This is a genomic window from uncultured Parabacteroides sp., assembly GCF_947855115.1.
Taxonomy (GTDB): domain Bacteria; phylum Bacteroidota; class Bacteroidia; order Bacteroidales; family Tannerellaceae; genus Parabacteroides.
The window spans coordinates 72,393-98,130 of sequence record NZ_CANTZW010000011.1 but is presented as its reverse complement, the minus strand read 5'-3'; the positions used below and the strand labels follow the sequence as shown (position 1 = coordinate 98,130).

Below are 25,738 nucleotides of genomic sequence, written 5' to 3'. Positions count from 1 at the left end.
GCTTTCGATTTTTGACCTTTTGTACCCTTTAGTTTACAGTTATTAGTTATTAGGGTGCAAAGATAGATAAAATTATAACTAAAACCAGATAGCTATGAAACAATTATTATTAATTCTCTCGTTTTTACTTCCGATTTGCGCTTATCCCCAGTTTAAAGAATCGTTTAATGGGCCGAAGGTTACGTCGGATAACCCTTGGACAGGCGATTTAAGTCGTTTCACGATTGATGACGGGTGGTTGGTCTCTCGTGCGGACGTGGTTCGGAGAAAGGCTTTTATAGAGGTTCCGCTTGTTTATTCCAGTACGATGGAATGGGAGTTTGAGACCCGGATGGATTTTAAGCCGAGCAATCAGAACCATATCCGGCTACATGTCTATTGGGATGATCGGGGTGCGCTTGGGATTAAAACGGATTATTATGTCCAAATCGGCAGTAATAAGAGGACGGTAACTCTTCGGAAAATTTCCGGGACAGGGAATAATCCGGAGGTCTTGATAGAGAAGGAGCTTGAGGCCTTGTCGAAGGCCGTGGATTTGACAGTGAGACTCACTTTGGAGAATCGTAAGACGTGGAACTTATATGTCTTGTCGAAGGACAGGTTTGTATCGATCGGGAGCTGTGAGTCCGAAGTCTCTTCTTTGTGTAAAGGAGGGCCGCTTCGTTTCGAATGCCATTACACCAAAACGAAAGTAGAAGATTTTGCCTGCAATTATATCCTTGTATCGGATAAGATATCAACCGTACCTAAAGAGCCGGATACCCCCGAAGAACCGGAGAAGCCCGGTGTGCCCCCGGCGCTCCCTTCTCTTCTGGTTGTCCAGCCGCTCTCTCAATCTATTATCCAATTACAGTACAATCTCCCGGTGGATATCCGTGAGGCGGTGTTCTTCATACCGGGTATCGGCAAGGCCTCTCGTATGACCTATGCGGATGATACGCGGACATACGTGAATATCAGTTTCGATAAGAATCTGGAGATTGGTGTAGGTTATGATTTGTTGTGCTCGGAGCTGATGGATCCGGCGGGGAATAAGATACCGGAGGAATCCACTGAGGTCTGGCTGAAATATAAGGAAGATCCGGACCTGCCGGACGATCCCGAGGAACCGGACACCCCTTCTTTCCCTTCCGGTAGTGTCCGTATCAATGAGGTGATGCCCGACCCGAAAGGACAGATGTTTTTTCCGCAGACCGAATACGTGGAACTTTACAATACGACAAACCAAACGATCGAGTTAAAAGGCTGGTCGCTCATGTATGACGGTAAACCTACGGTATTGACCGCCTTGCCTTTAGATGCGGATGGATATGTGGTACTTTATCGGTCCGGACGGGATATCCATATCGATCCTTCCGGGCAAGGCTTGCCTTTGGGTAAATTCCCGGTATCCTTGGCGAACACGGGGAAAGAGCTTGCGTTGTTGGATCCTTCCGGAAAGGAGATTGACCGGATAGCTTATGAGAAAGCGAATGCCGGGGGCGCATGGGAACGTTCCGGCACGGCTTTTTATTTATCAACGGATGAGCGGGGTGGCACACCGGGGTCCGAGAACTCTTCTCCCGGTACCGGGCCGAACCTTCCGGTGGCTCCTGATAAGCCGGTGGCTCCTGCGGATATTGCCGTCTTGCCCGGTGAGATCATTTTTAATGAATTGTTGCCGGAGCCTTATCCGGGAGGAAGCGAGTATATCGAACTCTATAACCGCTCAAGCCGGGACTTGCCTTTGGCGGGCTTATCTGTCGCTACCCGTAAATCCGACGGGACATTGAGTACACGTTATCCATTATTTTCGATAAGCTCTTCGTTGGAACCACAGGGATATGCGTTGCTGACTAAAAGTGTAGAAGGTGTGGATGATTTTTATCTGGTATCCTCTCCGGAGGCCTTGCACGAATTAAAGATTCCGGTCTTGGCGAATACATCCGCTGCCTTGGTCTTGTTTCGTACGGAAGATGAGGCCGTGATTGACGAGGTGTTTTATTCCTCTAAATGGCATGCTCCATCCGTGAAAAACGAGAAGGGGATTGCCTTGGAACGGATTGACCCGGAGGGTGATACACAGGATGAGGCGAACTGGACCTCAGCCTCGGCCACGGCAGGATACGGTACGCCCGGCTACCGGAATTCCCAATATGGAAGGCCGGATGGGGATGGAATCATGGGCATAGAGTCTCCCGTGTATGTTGAGGCAACCAGGGAATATACGATCTCTTATCGTCTTGATAAATCCGGTTATACTTGCGGGGCATGGGTATTTGATACTTCTGGGAAATGTGTCTGCGAGGTGGTCAACCATGATTTGCTTGGTACGGAGGGAAAACTTGCCTGGAAAGGGCTTGCCTCGAACGGCTCAAGAGTAAGGGCCGGCGTTTATATTTTCTACGCAGAGCTGGTTCATCCCCAAGGGCAGGTAAAACGATATAAGGAGGTGTTTTTAGTAAGATAAATCATTTGTGAGATGTTTTATCTCTCCGATCATTGATATACGTCTTTGTACCACTCAAGATCCTTGTACCATTCATTCAACTGGGGCAAGGTTTCTTGGGAGACATAGATAGATACCCCGCTGAATTTATCGATCTTTATCCATTTACCCCCATTGTAGGCGTAAAACGCTTGAGGGGTGGATGCCTTGTAGATAACGGCTTTTTCCATGCATTGCTTGAATGTGGCGTATTGCTCGGTTGTGGCCAGGCGGCTTATGTAGTCGTCGAAATCGTATAGAGCATGATAATTCCGTGTCAAATACTCCATGACCTGTAGCTCGTTAACGGGTACGGTGAAAAGGTCGTTTTCCGTCTTGTCGCGGAATATGGCGCGGCAACTGGCTGCGAGCGCCTCTAATTCATCGCATTTGATGACTGATATGGTTCCGCTGGGATAACTGTAGTTTTTGTAGAACTCGTAGAAATGTGTTGCCATCCCTACCACATCGGCCTCTTTCTTGAACATGTCGCCTATGATCGATTGATAGGGGAAACCGTTCGCCAATATCTCCGTAGGCGAGCCGATGATATAATCCGCGCATCCCCGGAGGGCATAAGCTACCTCGGTACATGACATATAGCAAGCGTCGAACAGGAGAAAATCAAAATGATATTTCGATAAAGCGGTAGCCAGGTCGTTGATCTCCATGAAATTATTGTTTCCGTCTTGCCCGAAAGAGCGTAGATAGCCATAGATATCCGAGGGAAGCCATCCCGTTCCGTGGCTCCACAGTACCAACCCGTAGCTATCTGCGGGATATTCCTTTTGTACTTTGTCGATTACCTGCGCCAGGGTCTCGGTAGAGGCCGAGCTTTGGTTGGGCTCGTAGGTTTCGAGCACGATCTGTTGGATGGTATCAGCCTCCAGTTTTAGTTGGAAAAGTTGGGGGGTATCGTTTGATTGGTCTGCGTAGATCAGCAGGTTGCCGTTGTTCAACCCGTCTTGTTTGATTCCTTCCTTGATCGACTTCAGGTTTTGGCTCACGAATCCGCTCAGGTTGTTATCTCCGGCGAGATAGATAAGAACTGTGCGGGGAGCGGGAGTCTCGATCGTTACATCCTCTTTGTCGCAAGCGATAAACGTGAGTAGCGACAGGAGGAATAGTATGATATGTTTAGCCTTCATGGGTTCTATTCTGGATTTGTCCTGCAAAGGTAAGGCTTTTCGTTTGTAAATCGTAGATATTATAGGGGTTAATGTACGATAGGGCCGGTAAATAATATTTATAGCTTGGTACGGTTTGTTCCTTCATACAATAAGCTTATGAATCGAGAGATATGAATAAATTATACTTACCGCAAGTGCTCTTCCTATCAACCTTTTCCCTAAAGGGGATGTGCCTATCGGTAAGTTTTGCGACGAATGGCGTGATTGAGTGGGCGATTGTCTTTTTGACAGTTTGTAAAAGGAAGTGCCGGAGAAACGTTCATTCCAAGCCTATGTACGGCTTGCTTCTAAATACGCAAGAAAAAAACAGCAATCGTTTAATAAACAGGAAGATGTCGGAAAACGGCCTTTTCTCCTAGTGAAACTAATTCATCGTAGTTCATGCTTTGGGGGTTATAAAGGCTTTTTTATAGGGGTATGGTAGGCGAATTATAAGGTTATAACACCATTCTTAACCGCTTACGACGCTGTTCATGACCGCTTGCGATGCCTAACGCGACCATTGGCGTTGCCTGATGCCACCTGTTGAGTCGGCTTTCATGGCCTATTGTGTGTGAAAAACGCTCTTTTTCCATAGAAAACACTATTTATTGCCATACCCTTCCTGTTGTTTTACAATTCTCTCAGAAAGGCTATGTTATGATATATACGTTATATCAGTTGAAAAGATAGAGTATTGTCTGTTTCGCTGACAGAAAGGTTTTTGAGATTTGTTTTATCGTAACTAGTCTTTACCCAAGATATAAGGTGGGTCTGTTTTAATAAGAATGGATTTTGTGGATGGAAGTAAGAGAATACGATGAAGATTGATCGCTAAATCGTTAATTAAGGGATTAGCTTTTTCTGATTAGAAAAAACTAATCCCTCGATCCTGTACAAATAAGGATAATATTTATTTACTTAGCATTGGTTTCTTCTCCCCAATCAGCAGATTTCACATCAACTGTTACATTTGTTAATTCGATATCAAAAGTATATAGATATTGTTTATTAGGTACCCAACCTCCAGCAACTACCGGTAAATCGATTTTCTTTACATTGTTTACGTCACTTGTGTCTGTGGTAACAGTGTAACTAATCACAGCGGTAAGGTCTCCTGCTGTATATGTTTGAGGAAGTAAAAACATAGGAGATAATAGCCCTGTCGCTGTTGGAGTTGCGCTATTATCAAGTTCTAAAGATAAATCTGTTCGTTCTATAGCGTTCTTGTGATAGGTATTTGCTCCAAGTGTCCATATTGCACTTTGGGAGTTATCTGTATTAAAAGTATACGTTCCTTCATTTTTGATTGTATTCTCTTTAAATGCCAACTTAATACCGGTTACAGTAATTTGGGTGGTTTCTGCATATTGTGCATTGAGTTTCGCTTGAAACTTGATTTGAGAAAGGAGGTGATCCAGTTTGAATTTAACAGTACCTGCTGTTACAATTGCTTCATCGATCTTAGTCGTTGATTTATCAAGATCTGTAATCATATCCGCTATTAAATCTATTTGTTGATTGATATTATCAGCAACAACAAGATTAATGGTAGGTAGTCCTGTTTTTGATTGTGCGGATAAGGTTGTAACCTTTTCTTTTTTAGGGCTATAGGCGAAGAATGTAACTTTACCTAAAGTGCCGGATTCGTTTTGTTCGTTTGGCCAATATCTTGTAGGAGAGTAAGTCCATCCACCAGAATATGTGACAGCTTGGTCATACATGAAATTTGGAGCTATACCTGTACCTGCTGTTGCCCAATCTTTTTCACCAGTGTAAGTCGCTATGACTTGAAATCCTGTAGATTGTAATTGTTTGTCATTCATGACATCGGCTTTCGTCTGTTTCCCCACATAAGTACCGAAATTAATTGCGTTATCACTTTTAGCCACTGATGGGCCAACCTCGTCTTCACTTGAACAGCCGGCCAACACTGCTAGGCTTAATGCTGCGATAAATAAATTTGTCTTCATAACACTTTGTTTTAAGTTGTTTTATGTCGTTTCTGTTTTTTGATGCTTATATAGGGATTTCTATATCAGTCTCCTCGCCCCAATTGTCTACGCTAGCGTCGAATCCCCCTTCGCCATTGTTTTTTGCTGGTTCCACGTCCGGCAATTCCAATGGAATATCCTCATGGGTTTCTTCCTTGTCCGGATCAACCTTGGTGCCGAGCGCAATTTCAATCTCTTTTGTGCCGTTGTTGACAATGGCACGTCGGGTTATGTTATATTGCTTCGAGATTACCGTTTTGTTATCGACCAATAGGATTGACAACGTGAGCAAATTATGGGTCTCGTCCGTGGCCTTCGATATAGCGTCCGGTATGCCGAGTGTCAGGAAAGAGCCGGATAAGACACCATCTGTCGTTGAATTCTCGTGAAAAGTTTTCTCCGGGAAATCCACGAGTTGCGTTGCCACGCTGTTTCCGGTCTTGCCATCCGCTATCCAATATGTATCGGCCACCCCTTTGATCGCCCCCCTTGCTTCCCGGACATTGTGCAAGCCTTTTATCTGCAAGGACAGATGGGTCGTGAAGATTACCTTCTCCGGCTGGCAAGTCAAGGAAAACTCTTTTCCCTCTTCTGCACTCGTCTGTATCATCTCTTGCGTGATCTCGAAATTCTCTAATGTAGCCGTGGCGAAAGGTTCCGGGTCGTAGATTAGCCGCTCTTCTGCTGCGGGCGTGTACCAATCGCTTTGTGTCGTTTTCATCACGACGCACAGGCTACTATATCGCTCTTGCCCCTCTACCGTAAGGTAACTGTATTCTTCGGCAGCCTGATTAAATACCACTACGTCATAGGTCCCGCTCTTTAGCTGTACCTTATCACCCGTGATCGTATTGGTAAGAAAACGGCTCGGTTCTCCTCCGTCAACGGGGTAAAAAAGCACGGTCATCCCATCCACGTCAATACCACAAAGGCTCCAGTCTATATCGAGGCGTACGGAGCAACGGTCTGCATACTCGTCGATTATCGTCTTTTTCGAGCATCCCGGCAATCCCAGGATGAGCGATATAAGGAAGATAAATAATCGGTTCTCTTTCATCAGGTCCTTGTTTCTTTTAATCCGTCGCTATTGCCCGCGCTATTTTCCTGTTGTTACTTAAGTTCAAAGAGCTATCTTTTGACAGGAAGAATGGTGATAAGGTCAATTCCTTATGATTTTCCATATCTGCCTTTACCTCCACTAAACGGATGGAGATGATATATAAAGGATTTGCCTTGTCCGGATTTTCCTCCTCTATCGAGGAGATATACGCTTCGGCCTCCTCGAACTTAGACATGTTGCGGAAATCTATGTTTTTCGTGTCGTAATTAAAGATCAGCATGTTGTATTTATCCGGAGGTAGGAATAAGGTGATGCCATTCGCGTCTCCATCTGTCTGTATCATCGGACCGCCCTCCGATGGGTAGACGCAATAACGAAGCTTCTCAGGTGTCGATAGACCGGGTATCACGTTGTCCCAACAAAGGGTGTAAGTGATATAACCGGTGCCTCCTTTTTTCGGTTCCTCGGATCTCTCGCAACTACATTCCAGCGCTATGCCGATAATGAATAAGACAACGATCGAGATCTTTAGGATAATGCCAGTATTACTATATTTATACATTCAATTATTGTATGAAAATCAATATTTCTTGACTTTCAATACGCGAATGTAAAGGGAATGAGAAAAGGCCTCATTGTTATTTTTATCCAAAGAGTTGCAAATGATGGAATATCTGTGGGAAGTGGTTGACCCTTAAGTGTTCTCATCTTTCAGGGAACGGATGGAACGGGGAGATTGACCGAAGTTCGACCGGCAGAAATGCGAGAAATTCGAGAGCGACTCGAATCCGTATTTGTAGCAGATCTCGGAGATGGAAAGCTCGGTCATGGTAAGATCGTTGTGGATGTCTTGGCATTTGCGCTTTAGCATCCATTGATAAGCAGGCTCTCCGAACGTATCCTTGAAGATACGGCGGAAGGTGGGGACGCTGTAGCCTCCCATCTGGGCGAATGTCTCCACGTCTTTCGCTTTTTGGTAGTTCTGCATCACGAAGTACTGGAAGCTATGGCTATATCGGTAGATCGGGGCGTAAAAGGCGGCTAGCTCTTTGATGGGGTAATAGCAATTCAGCAAGTAGACCATTTCCGTGCGTTTGGCTTGCATCAGCCCGGAGCATCTTAGGTCATTGTTGAGATAAAGCTTCATCCCCTCGATAAAGAGTTGCATCGGCGCGACCATCGTCATCACGATCGGTTGCTGGCGCTCGTTTTCCACGATCGAGATTCCTTTGTTGAAACGGTTGTCGCATATGTTTTGCGGACGCTCGAAGAGGTAGATGATGCATTCGGCGTAGTCGAGTATCTTGAACTCCACTTTCGATCCGATCGGCTGCAATATGAATTGCCCGCTGCTGAACGTGGTATCCGGGTGCTCCTCGCTATTCAGCCAGATCTCCCCCTTGATAAGGAAGAAGATCATGTTCTGCATACATCTTGTCTGGGGGATCACGTATCCTTTCGGGTAAAGACGGAACTTGAATATGTCCCTCTGGTAGAAATTACAAGAGGAGCAGTCGGTATATTTGGTACAGCGATTGCCGGTTAACATGGTTTGATTGTTTTTATAATTTTACTTTCTTGGTCTTGCCTCCGCTCTCGTTATGGAAACGGTCTACGGCGGTCACTACATAACGGTATTTGATCTTGCCTTTCTTATAAGGCATCAAGTAGCCGGTTTCCCGGGTGATCGCTACGATCTTCGACGGGTCGCTCGTGTCTATCGGTTCCTTGTCGTCGAAACGGTATACCACGAAATAAGAGGCTAGTTCCGGATTCGTGGGGCTTTGCTCCGCTTTCCAATGCAGCAGGAAGCCTTTAGCTGTCCATTCGGCCTTCAGTTTCTTTACGTCTTTAGGCGGGCGGTTATGCATATGGGTGTAGGCGGGGATAAGAGCCGGGTAACGGTGATAGTTCCGTCGCAGGCTGTCGGCTACGCCCTCGTTGTTCCACAAGATCTCGTTGGCGGGCCAGAAGCAGTTGCCGCTCGTGTGAGGCAAGGAGCGTTCGTAGCGCATCTTACGGGTTAGCTGACTCGCTTTCATGGTGCGGGCCACGTCTTGGCCGATGTACAAATGGCCTCCGTTGGCGTTTTTATCCCACCATTTGATGAGCGTGGCATAATCTGCCGCCGGATGTCCGATCTCCCAATAGATCTGGGGGATGTTGTAATCGATCCAGCCTTGTTGCACCCAATAAGTGATATCGGCGTAGAGGTCGTCATAGTTTTGCAAGCCGTTGGTATCGCTACCCGATCCGTCCGGGGTACTTTTCTTGTTGCGGTAGATCCCGAAGGGGCTGATGCCGAAACGTACCCAAGGCTTGGCGAGCAAGATGGTACGTTTTAGTTCCCGGATCAGGGTATTCACGTTCTCCCTGCGCCAGTCGTTCCTTTGCGCCTCGCTATAGCCTTTGCGCAAGCCATATTTCCGGAAGCTCTTATCATCCGGGAAAGGCAGGCCCGCCGCTGGGTAAGGATAAAAATAATCGTCCATGTGGATAGCGTCTATGTCGTAGCGGCTGACGATGTCGCGTACCACCCGGCAGATGAACTGGCGGCTTTCCGGCAATCCCGGGTCGAAAAGTATCTGTTTGTTGTAAACGACGAACCATTCGGGATGCTTATGATAGATATGGGAATCGGCGAAACGGGTGTTTCCCGCTGTGCTGGCGCGGTAAGGGTTCAGCCAGGCGTGAAACTCCATGTTCCGTTTATGGCACTCTTGGATCAAGAAAGCCATCGGGTCGAACTCCCCTGCCGGGGCAAGGCCCTGCTCTCCGGTGAGGAAACGGCTCCACGGCTCGATATCGGATTTATAGAAAGCGTCTGCCTCGGGCCGGACCTGGAAGATGATAGCGTTGATGCCACACGCTTGCAGGTAGTCGAGCTTGCGGATGAAATCCTTTTTCATCTTGGCCGGGGTCATATCCTTGTACTCGCCTTGGAAAGCGGTCTGTATCCATGCTCCCCTAAACTCTCGCTTGGCCTCTTTGACGGTACTCGCGACCGGGCGAGGTGTCTCGCGAACCATAGAGCATGAAGTGATCGCGCAAAAGAGGATTGCGATCAAGAAGCGAAGATATTTGATGTACATGGGTGCCTTGCTGTATTTGTCGTATGAAATTTTCAACAAATGTAGAAGATTCCCTGTAAATATAAAATATTTCACCCTTGTTATTTTATATATCTAGTTGTAGAGACGGGGCGTGCCCCGTCTCATCCCCTGAAAAACGGCAACTTCTCAAAAACGGCAACTTCTGAAAAATGCCAACTTCTAAAAATGATAACTTCTTTCCTCTAGTAAAAATACGGTGTACATTTCTTAGTTTCCTGCCAGGAAAGGAATATGTGCGGTCTAGCGGTGGGAGACGGGGCACGCCCCGTCTCTACAACTGTGTGAATTAGTTCAATGAAGATTGGGAGGAATCTGTTAGTTTGGCTATCTTTGCGTTAAAGAAAAAGATAAAGATAATATGTCTGAGAGCAATTCGATTTTCATCAAGGGAGCACGTGTCAACAACCTGAAAAATATAGATGTAGAGATTCCTCGAGATAAGCTGGTGGTTATAACCGGGCTGTCGGGAAGCGGAAAATCATCATTGGCCTTCGATACCCTTTACGCGGAGGGGCAGCGCCGGTATGTGGAAAGCTTATCTGCCTACGCCCGCCAGTTCTTGGGTAGGATGAGTAAGCCGGAATGTGATTATATTAAAGGTATACCGCCCGCGATCGCTATCGAGCAGAAGGTGAATACTCGTAACCCGCGTTCCACGGTCGGTACATCTACCGAGATTTATGAATATTTACGCTTGTTGTACGCCCGTATCGGAAAAACGATATCGCCGGTCTCCGGTACCGAGGTGAAGAAACATCAGGTAGGCGATATCATAAAGGAAGTCATGCGGTATCCCGCGGGAACTCGTTTTGCCGTGTTCGCGCCGGTAGTCTTGCCGGAGGGCCGGGATATGAAGGAACAGTTGGAGATCTTGCGGAAGGAAGGATATGCCCGTCTGTCGGTAAACGATACGGTATATCGTATCTCGGAGGTCTTGGCGAGTGAGGAATTGTTGTCTTACCCGATCGAATTGCTGGTAGACCGCCTGACGGTATCGGACGATAAGACCCTGAAAAGCCGTTTGGCAGATTCGGCCGAGACCGCTTTCTTCGAGGGCCATGGTACCTGCTTGGTCCGCATTTATACGGAGGAAGGAGTCGTCGTGAAAGAGTTCTCGAAGAAATTCGAGGCAGATGGAATGACATTCGAGGAGCCTACCGATATGATGTTCAGCTTCAACAACCCGTTGGGCGCTTGTCCGACCTGTGAAGGCTTCGGCAAGGTGCTGGGAATCGACGAGAATCTGGTAGTGCCCGATAAGAGCCTGTCTGTCTATCAAGGAGCCGTGGTTTGCTGGAAAGGCGAGGTGATGGGGGAATGGCTGAAAGACTTTATCGCGAAGAGCGAGAAATACAACTTCCCGATCCATCGCCCGTATTACGATCTGACGCGGAAAGAAAAAGATTTGTTGTGGCATGGAGCGAGAGGTCTGCATGGTATCGACGATTTCTTTAAGTTCGTGGAAGAGAACCTGTATAAGATACAATACCGGGTGATGCAGGCCCGTTACCGGGGGAAGACGATTTGCCCGGTTTGCAAGGGGAGCCGTTTGAAGCCGGAGGCACTGTATGTACGTGTGGGTGGTAAAGACATCGCCGAGCTGGTAGCGATGCCGGTTTCGGAGGTGAAAGCTTTCTTCGATCAACTGGAGCTGGACGAGACGGACGCCGCGATCGCTAAACGTTTGCTCACGGAGATCAATAACCGTTTGCAATTCCTGCTGGATGTGGGATTGGGGTATTTGGCGCTCGACCGCCTTTCGTCTTCTTTATCCGGGGGAGAGAGCCAGCGTATCAACCTGGCTACCTCGTTGGGAAGTAGTTTGGTAGGTTCGTTGTATATTTTGGATGAGCCGAGTATCGGCCTGCATTCCCGGGACACGGATTTGCTGATAAAGGTATTGCGGCAGTTGCAAGCCTTGGGGAATACCGTGGTCGTGGTGGAGCACGATGAGGAGATTATACGTGCGGCGGATTATATCATCGATATCGGCCCGAAAGCGGGGCGTTTAGGGGGTGAGGTCGTTTATCAAGGCGACGTGAATAACCTCCGGAAATGCAGCGATAGCCATACGGTGCGTTATTTGACGGGTGAGGATCAGATCGAGATCCCGCCTTATCGTCGTCCGTGGAATAATTATATAGAGGTGGCGGGGGCCCGGAAAAATAACTTAAAGGGTATAGACGTGAGGTTCCCGTTGAACGTGATGACGGTGGTCACCGGTGTGAGTGGTTCGGGCAAAAGCTCCTTGGTTCGCGATATCTTCTACGAGGGCGTGAAGCGCCATTTGGATGATGCCGCCCGCCTGACCGTGGATTGTTCCGGTATCAGTGGAGATTTGAATATGATACAGGCAATCGAGTTCGTGGATCAAAACTCGATCGGGAAGAGTTCCCGCTCGAATCCCGTGACATATATCGGCGCTTACGACGAGATCCGTAAACTATTCGGAGAGCAGCCCTTGGCGAAGCAGATGGGGTACAACGCCGCCTATTTCTCTTTTAATAAAGAAGGAGGCCGTTGCGAGGAATGTAAGGGCGAAGGCAAGATCACGGTGGAGATGCAGTTTATGGCAGATATCACCTTGGTATGCGAGGCTTGTCACGGTAAGCGTTTCAAGCAGGATGTATTGGATGTGGAGTATCGAGGAGTTAATATATACGATGTGTTGGAAATGACCGTGAATCAAGCGATCGAGTTTTTCGAGAAAGGTTCCGGTTCCCAAGAGAAGAAGATCGTGAAACGCCTGAAGCCTCTGCACGACGTGGGCTTGGGTTACATCAAGCTAGGGCAGACATCCTCTACTTTATCCGGTGGTGAGAACCAGCGTGTGAAACTGGCTTATTACTTAGGCCAAGAAAAACAGCAACCTACCTTGTTCGTTTTCGACGAACCTACGACCGGTTTGCATTTCCATGACATCAAGACCTTGCTGAAAGCTTTCAACGCCCTGATCGAGAAAGGTCATACCGTGGTAATCATCGAGCATAATATGGATGTGATCAAATGTGCGGACTACGTGATCGACCTAGGTCCGGAAGGAGGAAAGGCCGGCGGGCAATTGGTCTGTGCCGGTACACCGGAGGAAATAGCGGCTTGCGAGACCTCCTATACCGGAAAGTTCTTAAGAGAAAAATTAGAATGCCATTAGTTGTAGAGACGCAGCGTGCTGCGTCTCATCCCCTCAAAATAGTAACTTAAATTCCATACAATAAGTATATGAATGGTACAACCACTATAAACCATTGAATAATAACATCTTAAAAAGACGATTATATTTCATGGAAAACAGGTACATGTTTCCGTGAAAAGTCGTACCTGTTTTTCGGGAAATACGTACGTGTTTTTACCGGATCATACAGCCGGGAATAAATGCGTATACGGACATATACAATAAGCCTTCCTAATCATCGAATCCAAGTATCCTCTCTTGCTAACCATTATCTCTTTCACGTTTTAGTGTACTTTTAGCACTAGTGAATAAAATGTAAGAATAATGAAAGTAACTCATTTAAAGAATGTAAGCGAAACAAGTGAAGCGTCTCTCCTGTTAAGACTTTACTTATTTATAATCGAGTAATTATACTGTGTGTGGTCTTGACGAGACATTCAAGTAGCCTGTGAAGGTGAAAAAGCAGTAATATTAATACTAGTGTAATAAAATAAAGTTCATTCAGCCTGTTCTTCTGTGAAGAAAAACAGGCTGTGTTTTTATTACTTGGCCTGATCGTTATCTTTATTCCATTTATCCCGCGTTTTCAGACGCTTGATTTGCAAATAGCGTAGAAGGATGATAATGATAAGCGTAGCTCCGATCATCAAGAAATATTCGGTATAACTATTTCCCGGATTCTTCCCCGGCCAACCGATGATACTCATCACGAGCAGGTAGATGAGTAAGGCAATTGTTGTGATATTGATTTTTCTCATATGCGCTTTATTCTAAAAACAAGGCAAAGATATAAGATTGTTTCGGGCTTTATAGGGTTAAGGCGCATTTGTATTGCGTCCGGTAGTGCCCTGTTTGAATGATCAGGAGATACAAACCTTGTGGAAGAGACAGTGGAATGGTGGAGCTCCCGGTTTGTACCGCTTGCGTGAATACAGGTATGCCTGCCGGGGTAAATAACCATACCTTCCCGGGTGATGGGAGATTATCTATGTATAAATTCCTGTTTCCTAGATGATATCTTAATTCCGGAAAAGAAAAAGCGGGATTGGAAACGGGAGATTCTTGCTGGACTTGAGGTTCCAAAAGCAGGGAAGACATCGGAACGTTCGCTGATAATAACTTATAATTAGCCGCTTGAGGTGTGCCGTGTATGGATAAATTGGTGTTTTTATTAGCTTTGACAAAGAAGGCTGAGAATGGGGGGATAGCGAGATCGCTACCGATCGTATAGGGACGATAGGTTGAGCCATCGTATACATAGATATATCCGTCTAGGGAGGGATTGGATTCTATCTGGTTAAGGGCTAAAGGGGCCGGGAGGGGATTTCCGCATAGATACCAACCGTTGTGATTCTGGTTCTTATTTTGGGTGTTTGTGGTTATTTGAATGGAGACTTGTCCGCTTTTCCCGAAATCAGAAGGGATATCTCTTTCTTTAGAGGCGAAACGAAGAGTTTGGCGGTTCGCGGAAGCGTCGAGAGCGATCAGGTAACCTTTATTTTTCTTGAATATGGGTTGGGAGGTATTGACTATTGTCCGTGGTATAACTTCCCAGTTGTCGGAAAGGCTTTGTGAGTTGGCTCGTTTCTCTCCGTTGTAGGTTTGTATGTAGAAATAATTACCGTTTGTATTGCTTTTATTGTCACCGAGTTGGAATTTCGGGTCTATACCGGAAGCATATACATCGAAGGGGAAGGAGATAAAATACCATTTGTCTTTTTGGGCGAAGGTCTTTTCTATCGTTATTCGCCCGGCGATGTCGATATGCCCGGATGATTGTAAGGCGGAAGAAGATGCCGGGATGTCATCACTGGAATAAATCGTAAGGTTGTCTGCGGATAGGTTTCCTGCCGCTGAGATATGTATATTCCCGTCACCGATGAAGACCTCTCCACAGCAAATATCCGTATTTACGGAGATAATGCCATGTATCAGGGCCTTACGGTGGCGGTAAGCAGGCAGGTGGCTCCAATGTGCCGAATCGTTCCAATCTCCGTTTCCCGTAAATAGGGAATAGGAGAGGATCATACCGTGCGCATAGACACTGTCTACATAATAATAACCATTTTTTGTAGTAGCGGCGGGAGCTGGTACGATAAGATCCACTCCCGGGGGATTATTTTTTATATCCGTGGTTTTGAACGGTATTATTCCATTCTTACCAATGATCGATACTAAAGAGGAATAACTCGTTTCGCCTTCCCGATAGGTTTTGGCTCTCATGTTTTCACCTTCCACCAGCCGTATCCCCCCTTTCCGCACACTGATTTTTATATCCTGATAATCCGTTAGCGTGAAATGCTCGAAAGCCACTTGCGTATTCGTTGGCATCCGTAGCCCGTACCTTCCATGACTGTCGGGTATTTCTTTCACGTTGGAAATATCTTTTATAGAGGCTTCTCCTGTAATGGTATAACCCCAACAGTCGGAAGTAAGCCCCATAAATGTCTGCATCCGGAACGTATCCCGAACGGATATATTAGAGCTGCTTTGCACGAAACTTGCCCATGTGGATGGATTTGAAACTTGTGGTTGGATTATTTGTTGTACGAATAGGAATGTCGTACAAGCGATAACACATCTGGATAGATGCCGGAATCTCTTTTTCATAGTTAGGTTGATTTATATTGTAAATACGTCTGCGAATATACGTAAATAATTGAAAAAATATATCTTTGTGGCATGAAAGAATTTATCATATCTGAGGCACAGACCGAAAAGGCCGTTTTGGTGGGTTTGGTTACCCCTGAGCAAAATGAGCAAAAAGTTAAGGAATACCTGGACGAATTGGCTTTCTTGGCTGATACGGCGGGGGTGAATGCGGTGAAGCGCTTTACCCAGAAATTGGATTACCCGAATTCCGTCACTTTTGTCGGGACCGGTAAATTGCAAGAGATTAAGGAGTATGTGGTAGAAAACGAGATCGGTTTGGTGATCTTCGATGATGAGCTTACCCCGAAACAACTCCGTAATATTGAGAAAGAATTGCAGGTGAAGATATTGGATCGTACGAGTTTGATCTTGGATATTTTCGCCAGCCGTGCGCAGACCGCCCATGCGAAGACACAGGTGGAGCTTGCGCAATATAAATATATGTTGCCGCGTCTGACTCGTTTGTGGACACACTTGGAGCGTCAGCGAGGCGGTGTAGGTATGCGCGGTCCGGGTGAGACACAGTTGGAGACTGATAAACGTATCATCTTGGATAAGATCGCACGATTGAAGAAAGAGTTGGTGGATATCGACAAGCAAAAAAGCGTGCAACGGAAAAACCGGGGTAAGATGGTACGTGTGGCGTTGGTCGGATATACGAACGTAGGTAAATCTACGTTGATGAACTTATTGAGCAAGAGTGAGGTCTTTGCCGAGAATAAGTTGTTTGCTACCTTGGATACGACCGTGCGCAAGGTGATTATCGAGAACTTGCCGTTCTTGCTGTCCGATACGGTCGGGTTTATCCGTAAATTGCCGACTGAGCTGGTAGAATCTTTCAAATCTACCTTGGATGAGGTACGAGAGGCGGATTTGCTGGTACATATCGTAGATATCTCGCATCCGACTTTTGAGGAACAAATCGAGGTCGTGAACCGTACGTTGGCAGAGATCGATAAGACCGAGAAACCCATGATCATGGTCTTCAATAAGGTAGACGCGTTTACCTTTGTCCCGAAAGACGAGGATGATTTGACCCCTCGTAGCCGGGAAAATATCGATTTGGATGAACTGAAACGTACATGGATGGGGAAATTGCAAGATAATTGTATCTTTATTTCCGCCAAGGAACGTACGAATATAGAGGCGTTGAAAGAGATGTTGTATGAACGGGTCAAGCAAATCCATATCACCCGTTTCCCCTACAATGACTTCCTTTTTCAGCAATACGACGAAGAGTAGAGTCTTTCAAAATTAGTACCAATGAAGCATTTGAGAAATTTGCGGCCGGATGAGATCGCCACCTTGCGATCTCAGGCTTGCCGGGCCGATGATTGGAGCCAAGTTTGGGTTCCAGAAGTGTTTGATATTGAATATGTGAACCACGTGCGTTTTTCAGGAGTGGTTAAGTTAGGGGCTTTCCGTAAAGCGTTTACCTTGCCGGGAGGACTGGTGAAGCATAGCGGACTTCGTCATGTTACCTTGCATAATTGTACGTTGGGAGATAATGTGTTGATCGAGAACGTACAGAATTATATCGCTAACTACCGGATCGGTAATGACTGCTTTATCCAGAATATAAATGTTATGTTGGTGGAAGGTAAAGCTGCGTTCGGGAATAACGTAGAGGTATCGGTCTTGAATGAGACCGGTGGGCGCGAGGTTCCGATTTACGATGGCCTGTCGGCCTCATTAGCTTATATCATCGCTTTATACCGGCACCGCCCGGTTTTGATCAAACGCTTGCGAGACATGATTACCGCTTATACGGAGAGCATCGCCTCTACGAAGGGGACGGTTGGTGATAAAGTAAAGATCATCAATACCGGTACGATCCGTAACGTGAAGATTGGCGATCATGCGACCATAGAGAATAGCGCGCGTCTGGAAAATGGCTCTGTAAATAGCAAGAAAGAGGCTCCGGTATTTATCGGGGATAGCGTGATCGCGCAAGATTTCATTGTCTCTTCGGGAGCCAAGATTGCGGATGCCGCTAAGATCATCCGTTGTTTTATCGGACAGGCTTGCCAAGTGACACATAACTTTTCGGCGCATGATTCCTTGTTATTCAGCAACTGCGCTTTCGAGAACGGAGAGGCTTGCGCTATTTTCGCCGGTCCGTTCACGGTGTCTATGCATAAAAGCAGTTTGTTGATAGCGGGAATGTATTCGTTCTTGAACGCGGGAAGCGGTTCCAACCAGAGTAACCATATGTATAAGCTGGGACCGATCCATCAAGGGATCGTGGAGCGTGGCTCCAAGACCACCAGCGACTCGTATATTCTCTGGCCGGCCCGTGTCGGCGCGTTCTCTTTGGTAATGGGGCGCCATCACCATCATAGCGATACGTCCGATATCCCATTCTCCTATTTGATAGAGAAGGATGATGAGACCTATTTGGTTCCGGGAATTAACCTTCGCAGCGTGGGTACGATCCGTGATGCCCAGAAATGGCCGAAGCGTGATAAACGTACAGACCCGGATCGCTTGGATATGATCAACTACAATTTGTTGAGTCCTTATACGATCCATAAGATGCTCAAGGCGGTCGATATCTTGAAGAATCTGCAAGCGTTGGTTGGTGAGACATCGGAGATTTATTATTACCAGAATACCCGTATTAAAGGTTCTTCTCTACGTAACGCCTTGAATTTTTATGGAATGGCTATTAATAAGTTTTTCGGAAACTCTTTGATCAAGCGTCTGGAAGGCACTGAATTCCATTCGATGGAAGAGGTTTGGGAACAATTGCTCCCCACGGAATCCAAGGGTTCTGGCGAGTGGCTGGATCTGGCGGGTCTGATCCTTCCGAAAGAGCCGCTGGATGCCTTATTGTTGGATATCGAGCAAGGGGAAGTCTCCTCGCTGGAAGAGGTGGAATGTTTCTTCCGCTTGGTACATGGCCGCTATTACTCATTGGAATGGACTTGGGCGTATGAGATGATCGAACGTTATTACGGGGTGGATCTTCGCTCGATCCCGGCGGCCGAGATCATCAAGCTCGTACGTCGTTGGCAAGAATCCGTGATTCGTTTGGATGAGTTATTGTATGAGGATGCCCGCAAGGAGTTCTCCTTAACCTCTATGACCGGTTTTGGTGTGGATGGCTCCAACGAGGAAAAACAACAAGACTTCGAGGGAGTCCGGGGAGATTTCGAGAATAATCCGTTTGTTACCGCCGTGCGAGAGCATATCGTAAATAAACGGGCGCTGGGAGATGAATTGATTGAACGATTAAATCCTTTAGTATAAAGCTTATGAAGCCATTATTTCAAGAACTGCCTTTTCCGATAGATAGCCACATCCCATGATGACAATCGGGGGTGGAAGAGGTTTACTCGGTCGCTATGGATGTCGGCAAGGAAGAACATCGTGCTTTTGGGAGAAAAGGTGGATGAAGATAAAATAATATAATTATGGATAGAAGAGTATTTATTAGGCAAACAGCGATCGCGGCGTTAGGCAGTTTAGCCGCATTCGATTCATCGGAAGCTTCGGCTAAAAGTGAGATGACTTTTACGGAGAAAAGTAAAATATCGCCCCGGGCAATTACCATGTGGGATTTTTCTTGGTTGGAAAGACGTTGGCCCGGAGCTGGTTATGAAGACTGGGACCAAGTATTGGATGAACTCTCGGAACGGGGGTATAATGCGATACGTATTGACGCTTATCCTCATCTGATTGCGGAGAATCCAACAAAAAAATGGTTGCTTAAAGAAGTCTGGAATCAACAAGATTGGGGGAGTCCGGATATGAATGAGGTACAAGTTCAACCGAATCTGAATCTGTTTTTGTCGAAGTGTAAGGAACGAGACATTAAGGTCGGGCTTTCTTCTTGGTATCGTCTTGACGTAGATGAGGTTTGCTTGAATTTGGATACGCCGGAGAAATTGGCGGATTGTTGGTTGGCAACCCTTCGTTCGATCGAAGATGCGGGATTATTAGATACGATCCTTTATGTGGATCTTTGCAATGAATGGCCCGGTGATTCGTGGGCTCCTTTTTTCGCTAAAACATATCCGAATGTCGGTTGGGGAAATTGGTATAAGGAGGAGTCCTTGCGGTGGATGAAGACCTCTTTGGCGAAAATGCGGGAAACATACCCGGATATGCCATTCTTATATTCTTTTGATCATGGGGATGTCAATAAGTATGAAAAGGTAGATTGCTCTTTTCTTGATTTGTATGAGCATCATATTTGGATGGCGCAACAGAACGGTGGCGAATTTTATAAACTGGTAGGATATGGCTATGATCGTTTTTCACCGGATGATTATAAGAACGTCGTGAAAAACGCAGAACGGGTTTATCGGGAAAGACCTGAATACTGGCAGAAGTTGTTGACTGATAAAATCGAGCTTATGGCTTCTGTTGCCCGGAAGAATTGTCGTCCTCTTGTTACGACGGAGTGTTGGGGACTGGTGGATTATAAGGATTGGCCTTTATTGAAATGGGACTGGGTGAAAGATCTCTGCGAGTTGGGGGCTGTTACGGCCGCTCGTACGGGTATGTGGGTCGGCATAGCGACCAGTAATTTTTGCGGGCCTCAGTTTGTGGGAATGTGGCGGGATGTGGAATGGCATAAACGCCTGACTTCTATCATCCGTTCTTCTCCGATTGATGAGTCTCTCATGAAGAATAATGAGGTTGCGGCCAAATTATTGAAACGGCTTTAATACGGTTCGTATGGGACGATCAAGATATAAGAGTTTATTTATTCTTTGCCTAGGAATAATATTGTCCGCTTGTGGTAGTAAGAAAGATAAACGGCAAGTGGTAAGCTTAAATGGGCTCTGGGAAATAGAGAAAACCATGGGCGAGCTTCCTGTCGGATTTAGCGCGAAAGTACAAGCGCCCGGATTTTGATAGGAGCGAGCTTAAGATCTTCAAGGCTAAAAATCACACCAAGGATGTTTATGCTCTAGGCTTGTTTCGGGGATGGTGCTCCAATATCTCTTTACGAAGGAGCTCGCGGTCGATGTGGGTATAAATCTCGGTGGTGGTGATTTTCTCGTGTCCCAGCATCTCTTGGATAGCCCGTAAGTTGGCTCCTCCTTCCAGTAAATGGGTGGCGAAAGAATGACGGAAGGTGTGGGGGCTTACGTTTTTATGGATGCCGGCGGCCTCCGTCTGCTGCTTGATGATATGGAAAACCATGATACGGGAAAGGGCCGTTCCTCGCCGGCTCAGAAATAGAATGTCCTCGGACCCTTTTTTTACCGCGATTGAATTCCGGTCGTACAGATAGTTCTTGATTTCCCGTAAGGCGACCTCGGAGATAGGGACGAGCCGTTGTTTACTCCCTTTCCCCTCTACCCGGATGAAACCCTCCTTGGGATATACGTCCGAATAACGCAGGCTGGTAAGCTCCGATACACGCAGCCCGCAACTATATAGGACTTCCAGCATCGCACGGTTCCGCTGCCCCTCGGGAAGCGTAAGGTCTATCGTGTCGAGAATGCTGTTTATCTCGTTGACGGTTAGTATCTCCGGTAGCCTCAATCCGATTTTGGGAGACTCTAACAATTCAGTCGGGTCATTTGTTATATAATCGTCGAGCATTAAGAAACGATAGAACGATTTGATCCCCGAGATGATACGTGCTTGAGACCGGGGATGGATGCCGATGTCGTGTAATTGGGCGACGAACTGTTGCAAGTCGTCGTAGGTAATCTCCTTGACGTCCTTTTTCTCGTCCTCGGCGAAACGCAGCAATTTGTCGAGATCTGTCAGATAGGCGTCGATAGAGTTGGCCGAGAGCGATTTTTCTAGCCGTAAATAGGTCTTATATCGGTTTATTATATCTTTCCCTTGTCGCATTGTCGGTATGTCGTTATGAATGTGTCAAATAAAATCCTTACCTTTGCCGGATAATTCCGGCCCCAACGGGCGGTACAAAGGTAATAAACTTACAGTAAGAATGAAGAAGATTCAGATCATCAATGGCCCTAATTTGAATCTGTTGGGCAAGCGAGAGCCGACAGTATATGGAAATGCCTCTTTCGAGGGCTATTTGAGCGAGTTGCGCGCCCGCTTCCCTCAGTGTGAGATCTCTTATTATCAAAGCAACGTGGAAGGAGAGATGATCAACAAGATCCATGAGGTGGGTTTTGAGTATGACGGTATCGTGCTGAATGCCGGCGCTTATACACATACTTCCATCGCGTTGCACGACGCTATCAAGGCGGTCACTACGCCGGTCGTGGAGGTGCATATCTCGAACGTGCATGCCCGCGAGTCGTTTCGCCATGTGTCGATGATATCGGCGGCATGCCGGGGAGTGATTCTTGGGTTTGGGCTGGATTCGTATCGGTTGGCGATCGAGTCGTTCATGCGATAAAAGGGTTAGAAGGTTATCAAATAGAATTAATAATTAGGTTATAATAATTTAAGGTATATGTTAAAGCATACGAAGATTGTTGCTACAGTTTCCGACCAGCGCTGCGATGTCGCGTTCGTTGAGGCGTTGTATAAGGCGGGAATGAATGTGGTGCGCCTGAATACGGCTCACATGATGGAAGAGGGGTTGACCCGTGTGGTAAATAATGTCCGTGCCGTATCCGACCGTATCGGTATCTTGATGGATACGAAAGGGCCGGAAGTACGTACCACGACCGCGGTAGATAAAGAGCCGATCCCTTTCAAGACTGGAGAGATCGTGAAAGTAATCGGTAATCCCGATCAGGAAACTTCGCATGATTGTATTTGTGTGTCATATAGGAATTTCGTGAACGATCTGGCGGTAGGTAGTGATATCCTTATCGATGATGGAGACCTGGAACTGAAGGTTACCGGGAAAACCGGCGATTACTTGCTTTGCGAGGTCCAGAACGATGCTACGCTGGGTAACCGCAAGAGCGTAAATGTGCCGGGCGTACGTATCAATTTGCCTTCGTTGACAGAGAAAGACCGTAATAATATCCTTTGGGCGATCGAGCATGACTTGGATTTTATCGCTCATTCATTTGTCCGTAGCAAACAAGACGTGTTAGATATCCAACGTATCCTGGACGAGCATGGCAGTCCTATCAAGATTATCGCTAAGATCGAGAACCAAGAAGGTGTGGATAATATCGACGATATCCTGGAGGTGGCGTATGGTGTCATGATCGCCCGTGGCGACCTGGGTATCGAGGTGCCGGCCGAGAAGATCCCCGGTATCCAGCGTATGTTGATCCGTAAGTGCGTGGAGGTGAAGAAGCCGGTTATCGTGGCTACACAAATGCTTCACTCCATGATAAACAATCCCCGTCCTACTCGTGCCGAGGTCACGGATATCGCCAACGCTATTTATTATCGTACGGATGCCTTGATGCTGAGCGGCGAGACGGCCTACGGGAAATATCCGGTCGAGGCGGTGCAGACTATGACGAAAGTGGCTCGTGAGGCCGAGAAGACCAAGCTTTCCGCGAATGATATCCGCGTGCCTATCGAGGGGAATGACTTAGACGTGACTTCTTTCTTGGCGAAACAAGCCGTTAAATCTTCCTCGAAATTGCATGTGAAAGCGATTATCACGGATAGTTACACAGGCCGCACGGCTCGTTATTTGGCCGCTTTCCGCGGAACCTCTACCGTGTTCGCTATTTGCTATAATCCACGTGTGATGCGTATGCTGGGGCTTTCTTATGGCGTATGGGCGGTTCATCAGCCGTACAACGACAGCCGTAGAGGGTATTTCTATGATGCCTTGAACCAGTTGATCCATAGCGGGCGTATCACTCGCGACGATATGGTGGCGTATTTGAGCGGTAGCTTTGGCGAAGGAGGTGGTACCAGTTTCTTGGAGATTAATAACGTGGGAAAGGTGCTGGATGCCGGCACGCGCTACCAGTTGCCTACTTTTAAAGAGTAAAAAAGCATGTTTACGGGAGAGATTGACGCATATATTCTTTCTCATATAGACGAGGAGGGGGATTTGCTGTCGGCGTTGAATCGCGATGCCAACGTAAACCTTCTCCGTCCGCGTATGTTATCCGGGCATTTGCAGGGTAGGATATTGAAGATGTTTTGCCGGATGATTCGTCCGAGAAGGGTCTTGGAGATCGGTACCTATACCTCTTATGCCACTTTATGCATGGCGGAAGGCATGGACGAGGGGGCGCTGGTCCATACGATCGAGATCAATGACGAGATGGAGGATTTTATCATGAAATATCTTTCCCGATCGCCGCATAAGGACAAGATAAGGGTTCATTTCGGGGATGCCATGGAGATTATCCCCCGTTTGGATGAGACGTTCGATATGGTCTTTATCGATGCCGACAAGCGGCTGTATTCCGAGTATTACGATTTGGTGTTCCCGCTGGTTCGTCCGGGCGGCTTGATTCTCGCTGATAATACGCTCTGGGACGGCAAAGTGGTGGAGGAAGTACATCCCTCCGATAAACAAACGAAGGGGATACTGGTTTTTAATGAAAAGATCAAGCAAGACGATCGGGTGGAGAAGGTGATCCTCCCTTTACGCGACGGCCTGACGATGATCTGGAAAAAGTAAATAATAAAGCGTATGGAAAGTACTAGATTACAAAAGATCGAACGCCTTCTTCAGAAGGAGTTGAGTGATATATTTCAGAAGCAGACGCAAGGGATGCATGGCGTGCTGATCTCTGTCAGCGTGGTTCGTGTGAGCCCGGATTTAAGTGTGGCGAAAGCTTATTTAAGCATTTTCCCGTCGGAGAAGTCGAAGGAACTGTTGGAGGCTATACGGAGCAACACGAAGGCGATCCGTTTCGATTTGGGGCAACGTATCCGTTTGCAGGTACGGAAGATCCCTGAGTTAAGCTTCTTTATCGATGATTCATTGGATTATATAGAGAATATCGACAATCTTTTGCATAAGTAATCGAGAGCTACCTTGAATCTTCCGTTCTATATAGCCCGGCGATATCTCTTTTCGAAGAAATCTCATAATGCCATAAATATCATATCGATGGTATCGGTGTGTGGGGTTGTTGTCGCCACGATCGCCTTGGTATGCGCCTTGTCGGTCTATAATGGTTTCAATGACTTGGTTTCTTCCCTTTTCAGCAATTTTGACCCGGAGCTGAAGATCACGCCCCGGAAAGGGAAGGTTTTCGATCCGACCTCGGAAGAGATGCGTAAGGTGCGGGAATTGCCCGGTATCGTTTGTTTTAGCGAGGTGTTGCAAGACAATGCCTTGGTTCGTTATCGAGATCGCCAAGGTGTAGCTACCTTGAAAGGGGTGGATAGCCAGTATGAGAAACTGGCTCAGATCGATAGTATCTTGATCGATGGTAAATTCCTTTTGAGCGATGAGGTCGCGAATTATGCGAATCTAGGGATCGGGTTGGCTTTCTCGCTAGGAATAAATGCCGGCTTTGTCTCTCCGTTGGAGATTTATGCCCCGAAGCGGGAGGAGAAAGTGAATATGGCGAATCCTGCCTCTTCCTTCAATTTGGAATATGCTTATATGGGCGCTGTCTTCCGTACGAACCAGCAGGTTTACGATGATTCGTATATGATCGTTCCCTTATCGTTGGCCCGTTCCTTGTTTAATTATGATAAAGAGGTGACGGCGGTGGAATTGAAGGTGGAAAGGGGCAAAGATATCGTTTCGGTAAAGAAAGAGATCCAGCGTACCTTGGGCGATCGGTATCTTGTGCAAGACCGCTTCGAGCAACAAGAGGCTTCTTTCAAGATGATGCAAGTCGAGAAGTGGATGACTTTCCTGATCTTGACCTTCATATTGGCGATCGCTTTATTTAATGTGGTAGGTTCTCTCTCTATGTTGATGATCGAGAAACAAGGAGATGTAAGCACGTTGCGTAATATGGGAGCCAATGATAGCCTGATCCGTCGTATTTTCTTATTTGAGGGTTGGATGATCTCTGCTTTCGGCGCTTTGATCGGAGTCTTGATCGGGGTTGCGCTTTGCTTGCTGCAACAAGAGCTGGGCTTTATAAAGTTGGGGGAAGCTGCCGGGGCGTTTATTATAGAGGCTTATCCGGTGCGTGTGGTTCCTGTTGACATAATAACCGTCTTTGTAACAGTACTGGCGATCGGCTTTTTAGCTGCGTGGTATCCTGTACGCTACCTCGCTAAGAAATTAAAAATAGAGAATTGAGAGTTACCCGACAAGTGGTATTCA

Annotated in this window: 20 protein-coding genes; 11 read left to right on the top strand and 9 right to left on the bottom strand. The window is 46.8% G+C overall.

What is annotated here, in order from left to right; translation table 11 throughout:
• Positions 1-94: 94 nt before the first annotated feature.
• Positions 95-2,449, top strand: coding sequence for a lamin tail domain-containing protein (locus Q0110_RS08915; RefSeq protein ID WP_297905816.1), 2,355 nt, complete (start codon positions 95-97; stop codon positions 2,447-2,449).
• A gap of 29 nt (positions 2,450-2,478) precedes the next feature.
• On the opposite strand, the gene Q0110_RS08910 is transcribed toward Q0110_RS08915, so the two are convergent.
• The 6 genes from Q0110_RS08910 to Q0110_RS08885 all read right to left on the bottom strand — a co-directional run bounded on the left by Q0110_RS08910 (position 2,479) and on the right by Q0110_RS08885 (position 9,782).
• Entirely contained in the window at positions 2,479-3,615 is a 1,137-nt protein-coding gene (locus tag Q0110_RS08910; RefSeq protein ID WP_297905815.1) for a clostripain-related cysteine peptidase, read from the bottom strand.
• Positions 3,616-4,553: 938 nt separating this feature from the next.
• On the bottom strand, positions 4,554-5,609 hold the full coding sequence (locus tag Q0110_RS08905; RefSeq protein WP_297905814.1) for a hypothetical protein: 1,056 nt from the start codon (positions 5,607-5,609) through the stop codon (positions 4,554-4,556).
• 46 nt (positions 5,610-5,655) lie between these two features.
• Positions 5,656-6,687 carry a DUF5119 domain-containing protein gene (locus Q0110_RS08900; RefSeq protein WP_297905813.1) on the bottom strand — a complete coding sequence of 344 codons (1,032 nt, stop codon included), beginning with the start codon at positions 6,685-6,687 and terminating at the stop codon, positions 5,656-5,658.
• 16 nt (positions 6,688-6,703) lie between these two features.
• The gene (locus Q0110_RS08895) at positions 6,704-7,252 is read right to left on the bottom strand and encodes a DUF5119 domain-containing protein (protein WP_297905812.1); all 549 of its coding nucleotides are present in this window, start codon (positions 7,250-7,252) and stop codon (positions 6,704-6,706) included.
• Positions 7,253-7,384: 132 nt separating this feature from the next.
• Positions 7,385-8,239: a helix-turn-helix transcriptional regulator gene (locus Q0110_RS08890; protein WP_297905811.1), complete on the bottom strand. Its 855-nt coding sequence runs from the start codon at positions 8,237-8,239 to the stop codon at positions 7,385-7,387.
• Positions 8,240-8,252: 13 nt separating this feature from the next.
• Positions 8,253-9,782: a family 10 glycosylhydrolase gene (locus tag Q0110_RS08885; RefSeq protein ID WP_297905810.1), complete on the bottom strand. Its 1,530-nt coding sequence runs from the start codon at positions 9,780-9,782 to the stop codon at positions 8,253-8,255.
• A gap of 379 nt (positions 9,783-10,161) precedes the next feature.
• Here Q0110_RS08885 and uvrA point away from each other — a divergent pair, with 379 nt between their 5' ends.
• Positions 10,162-12,954: an excinuclease ABC subunit UvrA gene (uvrA, locus tag Q0110_RS08880; protein ID WP_297905809.1), complete on the top strand. Its 2,793-nt coding sequence runs from the start codon at positions 10,162-10,164 to the stop codon at positions 12,952-12,954.
• Positions 12,955-13,517: 563 nt separating this feature from the next.
• On the opposite strand, the gene Q0110_RS08875 is transcribed toward uvrA, so the two are convergent.
• Entirely contained in the window at positions 13,518-13,733 is a 216-nt protein-coding gene (locus Q0110_RS08875) for a hypothetical protein (RefSeq protein WP_297905808.1), read from the bottom strand.
• A gap of 49 nt (positions 13,734-13,782) precedes the next feature.
• A complete protein-coding gene (locus Q0110_RS08870; protein WP_297905807.1) occupies positions 13,783-15,585 on the bottom strand; it encodes a T9SS C-terminal target domain-containing protein in 1,803 nt (600 codons plus the stop codon).
• 72 nt (positions 15,586-15,657) lie between these two features.
• On the opposite strand from Q0110_RS08870, the gene hflX reads away from it, so the two are divergent.
• From hflX to Q0110_RS08850, 4 genes are all read left to right on the top strand, one after another.
• On the top strand, positions 15,658-16,869 hold the full coding sequence (gene hflX / locus Q0110_RS08865) for a GTPase HflX (RefSeq protein WP_297905806.1): 1,212 nt from the start codon (positions 15,658-15,660) through the stop codon (positions 16,867-16,869).
• A gap of 21 nt (positions 16,870-16,890) precedes the next feature.
• Positions 16,891-18,879: a DUF4954 family protein gene (locus Q0110_RS08860; RefSeq protein WP_297905805.1), complete on the top strand. Its 1,989-nt coding sequence runs from the start codon at positions 16,891-16,893 to the stop codon at positions 18,877-18,879.
• 164 nt (positions 18,880-19,043) lie between these two features.
• A complete protein-coding gene (locus tag Q0110_RS08855) occupies positions 19,044-20,303 on the top strand; it encodes a cellulase-like family protein (RefSeq protein WP_297905804.1) in 1,260 nt (419 codons plus the stop codon).
• A gap of 10 nt (positions 20,304-20,313) precedes the next feature.
• On the top strand, positions 20,314-20,493 hold the full coding sequence (locus tag Q0110_RS08850) for a hypothetical protein (RefSeq protein WP_297905803.1): 180 nt from the start codon (positions 20,314-20,316) through the stop codon (positions 20,491-20,493).
• A gap of 48 nt (positions 20,494-20,541) precedes the next feature.
• Here Q0110_RS08850 and xerD read toward each other — a convergent pair whose 3' ends face one another.
• Positions 20,542-21,447, bottom strand: a complete 906-nt coding sequence (gene xerD, locus Q0110_RS08845) for a site-specific tyrosine recombinase XerD (protein WP_297905802.1) — start codon at positions 21,445-21,447, stop codon at positions 20,542-20,544.
• 100 nt (positions 21,448-21,547) lie between these two features.
• Between xerD and aroQ the strand changes: the two genes are divergently transcribed.
• Genes aroQ through Q0110_RS08820 form a run of 5 tightly spaced genes read left to right on the top strand, consistent with a single transcriptional unit; the run spans position 21,548 to position 25,714 of the window.
• Positions 21,548-21,967, top strand: coding sequence for a type II 3-dehydroquinate dehydratase (aroQ, locus tag Q0110_RS08840; RefSeq protein ID WP_297905801.1), 420 nt, complete (start codon positions 21,548-21,550; stop codon positions 21,965-21,967).
• Positions 21,968-22,024: 57 nt separating this feature from the next.
• Positions 22,025-23,482 (top strand): pyruvate kinase, encoded by a 1,458-nt coding sequence (gene pyk / locus Q0110_RS08835; RefSeq protein ID WP_297905800.1) that lies wholly within the window; start codon positions 22,025-22,027, stop codon positions 23,480-23,482.
• Positions 23,483-23,488: 6 nt separating this feature from the next.
• Entirely contained in the window at positions 23,489-24,124 is a 636-nt protein-coding gene (locus Q0110_RS08830; protein ID WP_297905799.1) for an O-methyltransferase, read from the top strand.
• A gap of 12 nt (positions 24,125-24,136) precedes the next feature.
• Complete coding sequence (gene rbfA / locus Q0110_RS08825) at positions 24,137-24,472, top strand: 30S ribosome-binding factor RbfA (protein WP_297905798.1); 336 nt, start codon at positions 24,137-24,139, stop codon at positions 24,470-24,472.
• A 12-nt stretch (positions 24,473-24,484) separates the two neighbouring features.
• Complete coding sequence (locus tag Q0110_RS08820) at positions 24,485-25,714, top strand: FtsX-like permease family protein (RefSeq protein WP_297905797.1); 1,230 nt, start codon at positions 24,485-24,487, stop codon at positions 25,712-25,714.
• The last annotated feature ends 24 nt before the right edge of the window (positions 25,715-25,738 follow it).

What these genes read in the sequence shown, in the direction of transcription:
- Q0110_RS08830 (WP_297905799.1), top strand. Translation starts at nt 23,489, where the DNA reads ATGTTTACGGGAGAGATTGACGCATATATTCTTTCTCATATAGACGAG.
- hflX (WP_297905806.1), top strand. Translation starts at nt 15,658, where the DNA reads ATGAAAGAATTTATCATATCTGAGGCACAGACCGAAAAGGCCGTTTTG.
- Q0110_RS08915 (WP_297905816.1), top strand. Translation starts at nt 95, where the DNA reads ATGAAACAATTATTATTAATTCTCTCGTTTTTACTTCCGATTTGCGCT.
- Q0110_RS08895 (WP_297905812.1), bottom strand. Translation starts at nt 7,252, where the DNA reads ATGTATAAATATAGTAATACTGGCATTATCCTAAAGATCTCGATCGTT.
- Q0110_RS08905 (WP_297905814.1), bottom strand. Translation starts at nt 5,609, where the DNA reads ATGAAGACAAATTTATTTATCGCAGCATTAAGCCTAGCAGTGTTGGCC.
- Q0110_RS08910 (WP_297905815.1), bottom strand. Translation starts at nt 3,615, where the DNA reads ATGAAGGCTAAACATATCATACTATTCCTCCTGTCGCTACTCACGTTT.
- xerD (WP_297905802.1), bottom strand. Translation starts at nt 21,447, where the DNA reads ATGCGACAAGGGAAAGATATAATAAACCGATATAAGACCTATTTACGG.
- Q0110_RS08850 (WP_297905803.1), top strand. Translation starts at nt 20,314, where the DNA reads ATGGGACGATCAAGATATAAGAGTTTATTTATTCTTTGCCTAGGAATA.
- Q0110_RS08885 (WP_297905810.1), bottom strand. Translation starts at nt 9,782, where the DNA reads ATGTACATCAAATATCTTCGCTTCTTGATCGCAATCCTCTTTTGCGCG.
- Q0110_RS08900 (WP_297905813.1), bottom strand. Translation starts at nt 6,687, where the DNA reads ATGAAAGAGAACCGATTATTTATCTTCCTTATATCGCTCATCCTGGGA.
- aroQ (WP_297905801.1), top strand. Translation starts at nt 21,548, where the DNA reads ATGAAGAAGATTCAGATCATCAATGGCCCTAATTTGAATCTGTTGGGC.
- rbfA (WP_297905798.1), top strand. Translation starts at nt 24,137, where the DNA reads ATGGAAAGTACTAGATTACAAAAGATCGAACGCCTTCTTCAGAAGGAG.
- uvrA (WP_297905809.1), top strand. Translation starts at nt 10,162, where the DNA reads ATGTCTGAGAGCAATTCGATTTTCATCAAGGGAGCACGTGTCAACAAC.
- Q0110_RS08855 (WP_297905804.1), top strand. Translation starts at nt 19,044, where the DNA reads ATGGATAGAAGAGTATTTATTAGGCAAACAGCGATCGCGGCGTTAGGC.
- Q0110_RS08860 (WP_297905805.1), top strand. Translation starts at nt 16,891, where the DNA reads ATGAAGCATTTGAGAAATTTGCGGCCGGATGAGATCGCCACCTTGCGA.
- pyk (WP_297905800.1), top strand. Translation starts at nt 22,025, where the DNA reads ATGTTAAAGCATACGAAGATTGTTGCTACAGTTTCCGACCAGCGCTGC.
- Q0110_RS08875 (WP_297905808.1), bottom strand. Translation starts at nt 13,733, where the DNA reads ATGAGAAAAATCAATATCACAACAATTGCCTTACTCATCTACCTGCTC.
- Q0110_RS08870 (WP_297905807.1), bottom strand. Translation starts at nt 15,585, where the DNA reads ATGAAAAAGAGATTCCGGCATCTATCCAGATGTGTTATCGCTTGTACG.
- Q0110_RS08890 (WP_297905811.1), bottom strand. Translation starts at nt 8,239, where the DNA reads ATGTTAACCGGCAATCGCTGTACCAAATATACCGACTGCTCCTCTTGT.